Below are 12,908 nucleotides of genomic sequence, written 5' to 3'. Positions count from 1 at the left end.
CCAGATGACTAGCAGCTATTTCGACTATGCCCGTCCATTCGACATTATGATTGGAATGTGGACTGGTCATTCAATCGTTTATGACAACAAGGGGAAGTACCTCTACACCGGACCCAGTATCCTAACGATCGACTGGAAAGAACCCGGGAAAGTAATGCACTACAGGCAGGAAGACCTTGGAAGCCTGGACGAGCTGATACAAGAGCACGAACATGGTAAGGCGCTTAAAGATTTGTTTGTGCTGCGTGAGTTTGAACTGCAAGTCGACGGCAAGTCCTGCGACTCGATCACCGGTGATATCAAAGTCCACGGTGTCGAGAGCTCCCCCGGAACCTACCTGTTTCATTTGAACTTCCCGACCGGGGACTACTACAACAATCAGTATTTCCTCAATCCCAATCAGCGCCGGATAATCGGTCCATTTGTTCCCCGCGATGCAGAAGGAAGGACAGACGGTTTCCAATTTGTCGTCTCGCAAACCTTTGAGCGAATTTCCTACGACACCCCCGAAAACGCGTTCTGACTCCTGTGCAAATGCCAGCCGTTCCACAGCCAGCTAAGCCACGAATAAAAGGCGCCCAAGCGCTTGTCATTGGTGGGGGTATTGCGGGACTGCTCTGTGCAAACATGCTAAAGGACTGTTTTGCCAACGTTACGGTTCTGGAACGGTCAAACTACGTGGAACCTTCGGATGGCGCGCCCGCAACACGCCCCGAATTGCCGCAAAGCCACTGCCTGCACATGTTAATGGGAGCTGGCGCCCAAGCTTTTGACGAACTGGTTCCGGGTTGGCGCGACGAATTGACTGCACGCGGTGCGGTGGTTTATGACGCGGGTGCAGATGTTGCGATGCGGGTGGCCTCAGGGTGGTTGCCGAGGGTTGAAACTGGCATAACCCTCTATGGGGCCTCACGCGGGCTCATCGAAAGCGCGCTGCTTGCAGTGTTACGCGAAGCCCGCGATGTGCAGATTAAAACGGTCCAGCGCGTTATTGGGCTTGAGGTCTCGCGAGATGGCGCACGCGTATGTGGTGTGAGGCTTCAGTCGACCAACGGCGCTTTGCAAGTTTTGAACAATGCTGATGTGGTCGTCGATGCCAGCGGTGCCGCCTCGCGTCTGCCACGCTGGCTTGCCCGAATTTATGGCGAGCAGCACCAGATCGCCCTGACCGAAATCGCACCGGGTCGGCAGTATGTTTCACGTTGGGTGCGGCTGGCACCAGATCAAGCCCCGGACTGGCAAGGCCTTGCGTTGGCGCCGACCCATGGACGTGCAGGAATGATGATGCGGGCAGAGAACGATCTGTGGGGGGTGGTGCTGCAAACTCCCGAAGATGTCCCATTGCCGACAAATGACGAGACCTTTCTTGCGTCGGCGGCGTTGCTACCGGCCACAGAACTTTATGACGTCCTGAAACGCGCAGTGCCGGTGACGCCCCCGCATCTGTTTGGTCGCACCGCAAATCGCCGTCGGCACTACGAACAATACTCTTTCTGGCCAGACAATCTGTTTGCAATTGGTGACAGCGTCTGTGCTCTTGACCCCTATGCCGGGCTGGGAATGACGGCGGCGGCCCGAGGTGTTCAGTTGCTGCAAGGTTATCTAAATCAGCCAGACCAAAACATGACCAACACGGCAAACCGCTTCCAGTTTCAACTTGCCAAGCATAACCAGTTGCCCTGGATGATCGCAACGAACGATTGGACAACAGCTGCGTCGCAACCCGGTTTGGCGGATCAGATCAACAGCCTTACACGGGCTGCCCCTTTTGATCCTTCTTTGGCCATAATGTTGTTGGAACTCCAGCATATGCTGCGCATACCGGAAACCTTAACAAATGAGGCTGTATCATGAAAATTGGTGTATTGGGCGGCGGAACGGCCGGTTTCATTGCTGCAGCCCACATGACTCGCTATTTCCCGAAGGCTGAGCTGTGGCACATTTACGATTCCCGCATCCCGACAATCGGTGTCGGAGAAGGAACAACACCACGCTTTCCTTTGTGGCTGGACGAGGTCACAGGCATCGGACCGGACGAACTGGGCGCACGTTGTGGCGCGACAGTAAAGCTTGGGTCACACTATGAAGCATGGGGATCACATAGCACGGATTTCGTGAACAGATTTCAGCCACCGCGTCTTTTCGGATACCACTTTGACGCCGGTCGTGTGACGGGGATTATCAGTGATCATGTGCGGGCAAAGCAGCTTGATGCCCGGGTTGTGTCCCTAGAGGCGCTGCCCGGTGGCGTAGCCATCGGGTTTGAGGACGGCAGTCAACTGGAATGCGACTATGTGTTGGACGCGCGGGGATTTCCTGCGGGGGCTTGGACGCAAGCACCAGAAGATCCCGAGATCATTCGCATGGATTGGATACCCACTGGCCGCGCGATGGTGCGCCGTCTGCCACCCAGTACCGAAACCAGCATGTCCCGTTTAATCGCCCGACCACATGGGTGGATATTCCAAATCCCACTGCGGGACTGGACCTCCTGCGGGTATGTCTTCAATCCTTCACTCAGCAGCGACGAAGACGTACTGGCGGATTTCGATGTTTTTCTCAAAGAAGAGCAGGTCGAACCAACGGAAATCCGTGTTCGCGTAAGTTTTCCGAACTTCATGCGCCGCAACTGGTTTGATGGTCGTATTTTCACCATTGGCAATGCCGCGTCATTCGTCGAACCACTTGAGGCCACGGCCATCGGTGCCACGATCATGCAAGTCCGCATCGCGCAGCGCTGGATGACGGATCACCACCCGCAAAGCGCGCCGGACGTGGGTGCCGTGGAACACGCGAACCGGACCATGCGCTCTTATGTCCTGCGCAACTCACTGTTTATTACCTGGCACTACGCGCGTGGATCGCGATGGGACAGTCCGTTTTGGAACCTGGCGTCCCGCAGTCTTGAGCGCGCGCGCGGGCATGACTACTTGGCGGGCCATATGAATGCGATGACCGATTTTCTGGACGTTGGGCGCGACTTGCCCGGCACAGAAATCGGGACCTGTACAGAACAGGAAAAGTGGGAGCAGGAAATACTGCCGAAGCTGACGAAATTCATCCCGTTTGGCAATTTTTCGGAACTCAATTTTGCACAAGTCGGCCATGGTATAGGGTACTATGGTGCAAACAAAATGTCGGTGGGTGACAGCGCAAATGGCTAACGTGCAGATGTCTTTTGTTCCGGGCTTTCAATTGTCCGAGACTCTCTATGAAAGCACCAATTCGTTCGTGTTCCGCGCAACGCGCGACTCTGATAGTGAACGCGTTGTCATAAAACTCCTAAAAAGCGATTTTCCCAGCGCCAGCAGGCTTGCGCGCTTCCGCAGCGAGTTCGAGATTACAAGCAGCCTGAACCTACCGGGCGTGATCAAAGCTCTGGACTTACAGCGCCATGACAAGTCGCTCATGATAGTTCTGGAGGACTTCGAGGGGATCTCTGTCGCGGATCTGCTGTCGTCCCGAGCGCTGTCACACGAAGAATTCCTTGAGACCGCTATTCAGATTGCCCGATCTGTTGACGGCATTCATCAGGCGCGCGTGATCCACAAGGATATCTCGCCTCAAAACGTGCTCATAAATCCGGGAACTGGCGAGGTGAAACTGATTGATTTTGGGATTGCGACTCGGTTTTCGACCGAGCATCCAATCCTGAAAAGCCCAGAGGTTCTAGAAGGCAGTTTGCCCTATATTTCTCCCGAACAAACCGGGCGCATGAACCGAACGCTTGACCATCGCACCGATTTCTATTCGATGGGCGCAACCTTCTACCAGATGCTCACAGGTGTGCCGCCTTTCGAGGTTGACGACAAACTAGAGCTTGTACACTGCCACGTCGCCCGCGAACCTGTTCCTGCACATAGGCAAAATCCGAACGTATCTCTGGCGCTGTCCAAGATTGTGCAGCGAATGATGGCCAAAAAGGCTGAGGATCGCTATCAAAGCGCCCTTGGCATCGTTGCAGACCTTACAGCTGTACGGCTTGGCGTCGATCTCGACCAGTTTGTGCCGGGTCTCAAGGATCGTGCGCAGCGTTTTACGGTGCCTGAACGGCTGTATGGTCGCGATCAAGAAGTGCGCACATTGCTCGAAGCATTTGAACGCGTCCGTCAAGGACCTGCTGAGATGATGTTGGTTTCCGGCTCTTCGGGTGCTGGCAAGACGGCGTTGGTGAACGAAGTTCATAAACCGATCACCCGAGCGCGTGGTTATTTCATCAAGGGCAAGTTCGAACAGTTCAAAAAAAACGACCCGTATTCGGGCCTGACGGTCGCCCTGCAGGACCTTGTGCGGCAATTGCTGACCGAAAGTCAGACACGGTACGCAACCTGGCGCAAGGAACTCAATGACGCTTTGGCCCCGAATGCATCGGTCCTTTTGGACGTTGTGCCGGAGCTAGAGTTGATCATCGGGCCACAGCCTGCTGCACCAGAGCTGGACGCCACAGAGGCCATGAACAGGTTCAACCAAACCGTTCGCCGGTTTTTGCGCGCGCTTTGTGCCCACGACCGGGTTGTCGTGCTGTTTCTGGATGATCTTCAATGGGCCGACAGCGCGACGCTGGGGCTATTGAAGATTGTTTTGACCGACGATCAGATTGGCCGCCTGCTTTTGATCGGCTCGTATCGCAGCAACGAAGTAGACGCGATGCATCCCATGTCGCGGGCACTTGAATCGGTTCGGGAGGCTGGGGGGCGTTTGTCAAATCTGTCACTAGCCCCGCTGAGCGTGTCCGATATCGCAGATTTGATTGCGGACACGTTTCATGCGGATGCATCACAGGTTATCGAACTGGCGCAACTCGTGGTGCAAAAGACCCAAGGCAACCCGCTTTTTACACGGCAGTTTCTGATGGACCTGCACCATGAAAAGCTGATTGTCCAAAAGACCGTAAACTCCTACGAGCCCACGAAATGGACATGGGATATTCAGGCGATCCGCGCGGTAAAGATCACCGACAATGTGGTCGACCTTCTGCTGGAAAAACTGCGCAGGTTGGAGCAGGGCACACAATCCGTCCTGCAAATTGCATCCTGTGTCGGCAACCGATTTGACATCGATACACTCGCGCTGATCTTGAAAATCGAACCTCAGGAAGCGTTCGAACGCCTGCTGCCGGCCATTCAGAAGGAGATGATCCAGCCGCTCTCTGATCTGGTTGTAACGGAGACGGATAACGTCTTGTCCCCGCTTGTCGTGCGGGACTTTGAGTTTCAACACGACCGTATTCAGCAGGCCGCCTATGATCTGATCGATACTGACGGGCACAACAGCGTTCATCTTGCCATTGGACGCCAGCTCAGAGCCCGGCTGACACCGGAAGAGTTGAATGACCGAATTTTTGAAGTTGTCGATCAACTCAACATCGGGCGGGGCGGAATGGAGGACCGAGCAGAGCAGCTTGATCTTGCGCATCTTGACCTGATTGCCGCGCGCAGGGCTTTTGACTCGGCTGCCTATGAGGCCGCGCTGTCTTTCGTTAACGTCACGTCAGAGCTTTTGGGTCCGGACGGCTGGGACGAAAATTATGAGCTGATGTTTGAAGCTCAGCGCCTGTCCGCAGCGCTCGAATACTTGACCGGCAATTTCGAGCGATGTACCGAAATTGTGACCACAACGTTGGCACACGCACGAACTGACCTTGAAAAGGCGGAAATCTACTTCACGCGTATTGCGCAGCATACTTTGCTGATGGAATTCGACGAAGCCATTGATGCTGGTATCAAGGCCCTGGAGCTTGTCGGCGTCCAGATGAGCCTGGATAATCTGGAAGAAGCCGGCCAAAACGCGATCGGCCAGGCTGCGGCGATGCTTGGGGCCACAAACCCGGCGGCGCTTTTTGACAATGCAGACGTCGACAGCCCTGAAATCGCGCTGGCGCAACGCAGCTTGCGGCATCTGACCATCGCAGCGTTCCTGAACAACCAAGAGCTTTTCCCGCTGATTGTCGGCACTTCGGTGCAATTGTCTTTGAAGCACGGTAACGCACCGGAATCTGCACTGTTTTTTGCCAATTTCGGCCTGATCCTTGGCGCGTTCATGGGCAAGTACCGCGAGGGTGCGGCATTCGGTGAGCTGTCCTTGCGGCTCTGCGACAAGTTTGGTGCACGTGCCCCGACAGCAACTGTGTGCCTGGTTACCGGCGTGGAGCTCATCCCGTGGGTAAAACATGTACGTAATGCGATACCCGTGATCGAACGGGGTTATCGGGAGGGGACGGATTCAGGCGACATTCTCTGGGCGGGTTATCTGGTAATGTACCGCGTCGTGATTGACAGCTTCGCGGGCAAACCGCTTGAAGACGTACTGGATGCGATGCCAGCCCAGTTGGACACCATCCAACGCGCGCAAAACCATGGTGCTGCTGCTGGTATTAACGCGTATCGGCTGGTGCTTTCAACGCTGGCGGGACGTACGCAATCCAGCACTGATTTTTCCACCGAAGATCTGGAAGAAGCAACATTTCTGGCCGGGTGTGAAGAGAACCAGATGTCCATGGCCATCTGTTTCTATAGAATTCTAAAAGCCCAAGCCCTTTATGTGTTCGGAAAACCGCAAGAAGCGCTTGCTGAGACGCGTTTGGTGGAGCCGATCCTCAGCTTTGTCGTCAACCATCCCTGCCTTGCCGACCACCTTCTCTATCAATCGCTTTCGATCGCCGCGCTTCTTCGGGATGGCGAGCCCGATCCCGATATGCAAAGCCGTCTGGAAGAAAATCACGAAAGGCTGAACCAATGGGCGGAGTCCGGTCCGGACAACTTCCTGGCTAAAACCCTTATGGTGAGGGCGGAAATTGCGCGCCTGAACGGTAATGATGCAGATGTGCTGGACCTATTGGACGCGGCCATTGATGCAGCACAGAAGGGTCGGTTTCTACAGGATGAGGCCCTGGCGTGTGAACTGGCCGCGCGACACGTGATTGAGCGTCGACCCAGCGCTCGGATCGGTTCGATGTACCTACGCGATGCCCGGCATGCCTACCGTTTGTGGGGGGCGCATCGCAAAGTGGAGGAGCTAGAGCTGGAGTTCCCACAACTCCTCACCGAATATCGTGATCATCGCGCAACCACGCAACAGATCACTGAAAACCTTACCTCAACTACCGAAAAAGCGACCAATCTATTCTTGGGGCAGGACCTTGACCTGAATACGCTGTTGAAAGCGGCTCAGACGATCTCAGCGGAAGTGGTACAGGGGCGGCTTCTGGATCGGTTGCTTGGAATTCTGATCGAAAACGCCGGTGCTCAACGCGGCGTGCTTTTACTTGCACATGGCGACGAATTGAGGATCGAGACAGAGGTCAGCGTTACGTCCGAGGTTGGTACATTCCAGAATCCCGTTCCTCTCGATTCCGACCAAGGGTCCAGAATTCTCCCGACCAGCGTAATCAATTTCACGGCGCGAACGCACGAGGTCGTTCTGGTGGACGACGCTCAGCTTGACGAGCGTTTCATGGTTGACCCCTACGTTCAGCAAAACGAAACGCGCTCCGTTCTGTGTCAGCCTATCCTCCACCTGAACGAATTGATTGGCCTGGTCTATCTGGAAAACAACCTGGTGAGTTCGGCCTTCAAACCGGAACGAGCGCAACTGCTGTCGCTGCTGTCAGGACAGATTGCCGTTTCAATGCGCAATGCTGAGATCGTTGAACATCTGGAAGAAAAAGTTCGCGAGCGAACCGAGCAGCTTGAGGTTCAAGCAAAATTTCTTGAACAGACGTTCGGTCAGTTTCTTGCCGCGGAAGTTGTGGACCAGTTGTTGAAATCGGCGGATGGAGTGGACTTCAGCGGGAAGAAAACCACGGTTACCATGTTGATGTCAGATCTGCGGGGGTTCTCGACCCTTTCTGACGAGTTGCCACCGGAAAGCATCGTGGCAATGCTGAATACATACCTCAGCGAAATGACCAACGTCATCCAGAAATACAATGGCACAATTGATGCCTTCATCGGCGACGCGATCTTGGTGGTGTTTGGCGCACCCTTGCAACGGCCCGACGATGCTGACCGCGCTTTGGCCTGTGCGCTGGAAATGCAGCAACGGATGGGTTGGGTTAATGAATGGAATACCAGAAACGGCTTCCCGGAAATCGAGATGGGCATCGGTCTGAACACGGGTGAAGTCGTCGTTGGCAATATCGGTTCTGATAAACGCGCCAAGTATAGCGTTGTGGGTAGAACAACCAACCTAGCTGCAAGGATCGAAAGCTACACTGTCGGTGGCCAGATACTGATCGCAGATAATACGCGTGAAGCCGTCAAAACCCCTATTGAACTAGGAGCGATGCGCACGGTTGAACCCAAAGGTTCTGGCGATCCTTTGAAGATTTATGAATTGCTTGGCATGGGGGGCACCTATGCGATCACCCTTTCATCGCAATCTGTGGAGATGGCAGACATAAATTTGCCTGTTGCGCTCTCGTACAGAGCGGTTGTCGGTAAACAGGTTGTGGGTATGGCGCAGCACGGCCAGCTTCTGAAGCTTTCCCCCGTCGCAGCGTGCATACAATCCGAGACAGCACCAAAGCCTTTCAGGGATCTTCAGTTCCAGATCAAGTGGCAAGGCGGGTCTGACAGCAATCTGACGCTTTACGCTAAAGTAATGGACCAGCATCACGACGATGGTTGTTTTATGGTGCGCTTCACAGCGGTGTTGCCGGATGCGCGCGCGACCCTTGGTGAGATTATTAAGAAAAACAGAATGTTACGCAATGGCTCCTGAACTCTAGAGATAGGTTCGACGACTGTACCTGTGGCAAAGTTTTAACTATTTACATTTGCTCGATTACGCGGACTGCAAATGCAGCATTGCAATATCCAATCGAGCTTCCGGCTTGGGTCGCCAATGTGCTGGAACTCGCATTGATGCTGCGGGCTCTATGAACGTCGGCCATATCTACACTTTGGTGGCAGAAGTTGTCGGGCCTGTTTGGTTTGGGAAACCTTTTGGTTCGATCTGCAATAGATTGACGTCGCCGTCTGCAAAAGGCGGGTATTCTACAGCCTTTGGGACAACATAAAAGCTCTCCAGCCCTAAGAACGACATCGCAGCCTCGCAATTCAATGCGCATTTTGCCGCTCAAAACGAGAAAGAACTCATCCGTTTGCCGGTGATGCTGTGCATTCGGTTTCCTCAGTCCCTTCGAAGTTTAGAAGGCCTCCTGCATGAATGCGGCATCGAAGTTACCCAAGCTGGTTAATAGGATGCACTTGAACCACGCTGCCGCTCACAGCCAGATCTGCCTGTCATATCAAGGTTGAGGTAATGGGCAGAGCGAGAGGCTGGACGAGGGGGTAAAGCCAGCCTCTCAATCTCGGGGGTCTCGGAGTTGTGTGTGGTTGCTCCGTTAACTCAAGCCTAACAAACGAGATGTGGACGCGATATTGGGGGTTCCCCGTAGCGGTTCGATTTTATCCCTTAGACACAATTCGAAAAGGACAGGCGCATAGTATTCGCTTTTCCAGATTCCTAACCCCCACGCGCGCCATGTTTCCAGCTTACGGATTAGCAAAGAACCGCGGGGTGAGTTCTAGATGCTCAGGGTCGAGCTCGTGCAGCGAATGACGGGTTCGGTGAGCCGCACAGCAGCATCGTAGGCTGCGGGTCAATGGCAGGTTTGGGCCGCGTCTACGCGCGGAAAGCAAAAGTTGTTTCCGCAGGTTTGTTCATTGAATTGCGTTCTAAAACTGTTTGGTCATGCTTGTTTGTACTGAATATGCAATTGTCGAACTAGAAGTCTTGGGATGGACGGCTAAATCCTGCTGTGATCCTATGCTGTCGCAGTCTATGGGCACTCAATGCGATCAACTTCGTATATTGTTGGTATTTTAGTAGCCATTGCCGCCAGCATTGGCCTTTATTTGGTTTCTTACCAATACTTCGTTTCGGAGGAGCTTTCAAAAGCTCAGGGCCGACTCTCTCTATACCAAAGCTCGGTAAGCAGCGAACTCGAACGATTTTCCCACCTCACATACGTGCTGTCACAGGATTCCTTTGTAGTTGGAACAGCCGAAGGAGACGGCACCGAAACTTTAAACCGACGCCTCGAGGATTTTGCAGAGCAGGCCGGGCTGGATGCGATCTACCTGATGGACGAAGACGGGATCACGATTTCCGCATCGAACTACCGCGACACAGGGAGCTTTGTTGGCCAAAACTACGCTTTCCGCCCGTATTTCCAAAGCGCCATTTCTGGTAAACAGGGCCGCTTCTATGCCATCGGGGCAACGACTGGTCTGCCAGGATACTTCATCGCCAACGCTGTGCTTGACGACCAGGGAGCTTCTATTGGTGTGATAGCGATTAAGATCGATTTCTCTGATCTTCAGGATAGTTGGAAAAACTCGGGCGAACAGGTTCTATTGGCCAATGAAGACGGTGTCGTTCTGCTTTCTTCGAACTCGGATTGGCAATATCGTGCGTTGACGCCACTGTCAGGACCACAGCAAGAACGAATTCGAGATGCCAGGCAGTTTCCAGGGCAAGACTTAGATGCGTTGGATTGGGTTGAGCTACCGGGGGATCAGGCCAGAATTGCGGGGACGAAGCGTTTGCATCTTGCAACGACAGATTTACCCCATGGGTGGTCGCTTCACTATTTTGTAAGTGACGACCAGGCCGTAGCGCGTAGTTGGCTTGTAACTGCAGTTTTTGTCCTTTTGGCGGGGCTCGCATTTATCTTCTTCCAAATACAACGCGCAAGACGCGTAAGCGCGGCGTTGGCGCGGTCTGAAGAGGAAGAAGCAAAGCTACGTGAGGCGAATGAAAGGCTCGCCATCGAAATTGACGACCGGAAGACAGCCGAACAGAGCCTCAAACGCACCCAAGGCGAGTTGGAGCGCGCAAGCCGACTGGCGGCTCTGGGGCAACTTTCCGCGTCGGTCACGCATGAATTGGGCCAGCCCATCGCTGCGATGCGCAATCATCTAGTGGCAGAAGAGATCTCATCTTCTGGTGAGACCAAGTTGCCGCAAAAAATCGGAAGCCTGGTTGACAGGATGGAAGGGATCACGCGCCAATTGCGTTTTTTCGCACGGTCAGAGAGTGAGGCGTTCGACGACGTAGATTTATGTGCCTCGGTCAACGCCGCTTTGGCGCTGTTGGCGCCAAACATCGAACAGGGCAAGGTGAAAGTCTCAATTGATGCGCCGATCGGCCCGGTCTTTATCCGGGGCAGTGCCCTGCGAATCGAACAGGTCATCACTAATCTCGTGCGCAATGCGATTGACGCGATGGACGAAGCGGATGCACCTGAAATCCATATCGCTGTCATGGCTTCTGACGATGAAGCAGTGTTTGAAATTCAGGACAATGGTCACGGGTTGGGCGAGGCAACGCTGGCTGAGTTGCAAGAGCCATTTGTAACCACAAGAGAGAGCGGGCGAGGCATGGGCTTGGGACTGGCCATTTCCACCAGCATTGTCAATGATCACGATGGCACAATGACGGCCCGAAATCGCGATGGCGGTGGAACAATTTTCCGTGTCACATTCCCGATGGCCTCAATTACTGAAGAAACGGACGAATGACCCAGCAGCAACCCTTCAAAGTCTTGGTCGTTGATGATGACAAATCGATGCGACAATCTCTTGTCGAGTTGCTCGAAGCCGCTGGCTGGACTGTTAGTGCCCTGCCGCGCGCGACCCAGGTGACGGAACATCTGGCCAGCGCCTCGCCCGATGTCATTCTATCGGATGTGCGTATGCCCGGCATGTCGGGACTTGAATTGCTGGCCAGACTGGACAAGCATGCGGCGCCTCCGGTGGTATTGATTTCGGCACATGGTGACATCCCGATGGCGGTTCAGGCCATACAGAACGGGGCGTATGGGTTCATCGAAAAGCCATATGAACCTCGGCGATTGCTGACGGTGCTGAAGCACGCGGCTGAGCAAAACCGAATGCGGAAAAGCAATGCCCGCCTTAAAGACCGGCTGTTCAAACTGTCGGGGCTTGACCGCATCCTGCTGGGTCAAACAGACGCCATTACAGACTTGCGACAAGAAGTACTTGATCTTGCCGATACATCGGTTGCGGTTTTGTTGCAGGGGGATACAGGCACCGGGAAAGAGCTGGTTGCGCATGCTTTACATGATTTGGGCCGCTCGCCGGAAGCAACGTTTCTGGCGCTGAATTGCGCCGCATTGTCTGCCGATACGTTTGAGGCGGAAATGTTCGGCGTCGCGGGTGAATCCGACGGAAGACTAGTGGCGGCATCGGGCGGGACCTTGTTTCTGGATGAAATCTGCTCATGCCCGCCTGCAGCGCAGGCCAAGCTGCTAAGGGTCATCGAAGATCAGCAGGTGCTGCCGGTGGGGGCTGTGTCGCCAGTGCCAGTAAGCTTCAGGGTCGTGTCAGCAACCAACGAAGATGTTGTATTGGCAGCCGAGGAAGGCCGCCTACGTCAGGACCTTTTGTTTCGATTGAATACTGTTGTCCTGTCTTTACCTCCTCTGCGTCAAAGACGGGATGATCTTGTTCTGTTGGCAACGCATTTCTTGAACGAATACGCGCAGGTTTATGAGATAGACGCGCCAGAACTCGATCAGGACGATTTGGCCGCTTTGCTTGCGCATAGCTGGCCCGGGAATGTACGTGAATTGCGCCATGTCTGCGAACGGCGCATTTTGGCGGCCCGGCGCGGAGGAGGGTCGGTGGTGAAGGCTATCCAAAGCGATCAGCACTTCGACGACGTGCCGGATACGCTGCGCGAAGCGGTTGCCGCTTTTGAACGTGAACTCGTCGGGAAAGCCATCAAGGCGCATAAAGGCCGCATGGATGCCGCCGCCGAAGCGCTTGGGATTGGCCGCCGGACGCTCAACGAAAAGATCGTCAAACTCGGTCTCGATAAAGAGGCGCTTTTGTAGATGAAACCACTCTGCGGATATCCGCAGGGGATCTGACTGTTCA

Annotated in this window: 7 protein-coding genes; 6 read left to right on the top strand and 1 reads right to left on the bottom strand. The window is 54.3% G+C overall.

The features are described 5' to 3' along the window. The first annotated feature begins 4 nt into the window (after nt 1-4). The 4 genes from ACR0DT_RS05940 (at nt 5) to ACR0DT_RS05925 (ending at nt 8,721) form a co-directional block, all read left to right on the top strand. A complete protein-coding gene (locus tag ACR0DT_RS05940; RefSeq protein WP_480709867.1) occupies nt 5-523 on the top strand; it encodes a hypothetical protein in 519 nt (172 codons plus the stop codon). Nucleotides 524-627: 104 nt separating this feature from the next. Then, entirely contained in the window at nt 628-1,854 is a 1,227-nt protein-coding gene (locus ACR0DT_RS05935) for an FAD-dependent monooxygenase family protein (protein WP_480709866.1), read from the top strand. Further along, nucleotides 1,851-3,164 (top strand): tryptophan 7-halogenase, encoded by a 1,314-nt coding sequence (locus ACR0DT_RS05930; protein ID WP_480709865.1) that lies wholly within the window; start codon nt 1,851-1,853, stop codon nt 3,162-3,164. The genes ACR0DT_RS05935 and ACR0DT_RS05930 overlap by 4 nt, the downstream gene beginning before the upstream one ends. Next, on the top strand, nt 3,157-8,721 hold the full coding sequence (locus ACR0DT_RS05925) for an AAA family ATPase (protein WP_480709864.1): 5,565 nt from the start codon (nt 3,157-3,159) through the stop codon (nt 8,719-8,721). The genes ACR0DT_RS05930 and ACR0DT_RS05925 overlap by 8 nt, the downstream gene beginning before the upstream one ends. A gap of 49 nt (nt 8,722-8,770) precedes the next feature. On the opposite strand, the gene ACR0DT_RS05920 is transcribed toward ACR0DT_RS05925, so the two are convergent. Next, nucleotides 8,771-9,136 carry a cupin domain-containing protein gene (locus ACR0DT_RS05920; RefSeq protein WP_480710274.1) on the bottom strand — a complete coding sequence of 122 codons (366 nt, stop codon included), beginning with the start codon at nt 9,134-9,136 and terminating at the stop codon, nt 8,771-8,773. 661 nt (nt 9,137-9,797) lie between these two features. Here ACR0DT_RS05920 and ACR0DT_RS05915 point away from each other — a divergent pair. Together ACR0DT_RS05915 and ACR0DT_RS05910 are read left to right on the top strand one after the other, a co-directional pair. After that, nucleotides 9,798-11,528 (top strand): sensor histidine kinase, encoded by a 1,731-nt coding sequence (locus ACR0DT_RS05915; protein ID WP_480709863.1) that lies wholly within the window; start codon nt 9,798-9,800, stop codon nt 11,526-11,528. Next, entirely contained in the window at nt 11,525-12,865 is a 1,341-nt protein-coding gene (locus ACR0DT_RS05910; RefSeq protein WP_480709862.1) for a sigma-54-dependent transcriptional regulator, read from the top strand. The genes ACR0DT_RS05915 and ACR0DT_RS05910 overlap by 4 nt, the downstream gene beginning before the upstream one ends. Nucleotides 12,866-12,908 lie beyond the last annotated feature (43 nt).

Source organism: Ruegeria sp. BI11 (assembly GCF_056538005.1).
This window is presented reverse-complemented; position numbering and strand designations above follow the sequence as displayed.

Bases quoted from the DNA above. Each gene is read 5' to 3' on its own strand.
- ACR0DT_RS05915 (WP_480709863.1), top strand. From the start codon at position 9,798: ATGCGATCAACTTCGTATATTGTTGGTATTTTAGTAGCCATTGCCGCC.
- ACR0DT_RS05935 (WP_480709866.1), top strand. From the start codon at position 628: ATGCTAAAGGACTGTTTTGCCAACGTTACGGTTCTGGAACGGTCAAAC.
- ACR0DT_RS05930 (WP_480709865.1), top strand. From the start codon at position 1,851: ATGAAAATTGGTGTATTGGGCGGCGGAACGGCCGGTTTCATTGCTGCA.
- ACR0DT_RS05940 (WP_480709867.1), top strand. From the start codon at position 5: ATGACTAGCAGCTATTTCGACTATGCCCGTCCATTCGACATTATGATT.
- ACR0DT_RS05925 (WP_480709864.1), top strand. From the start codon at position 3,157: ATGGCTAACGTGCAGATGTCTTTTGTTCCGGGCTTTCAATTGTCCGAG.
- ACR0DT_RS05910 (WP_480709862.1), top strand. From the start codon at position 11,525: ATGACCCAGCAGCAACCCTTCAAAGTCTTGGTCGTTGATGATGACAAA.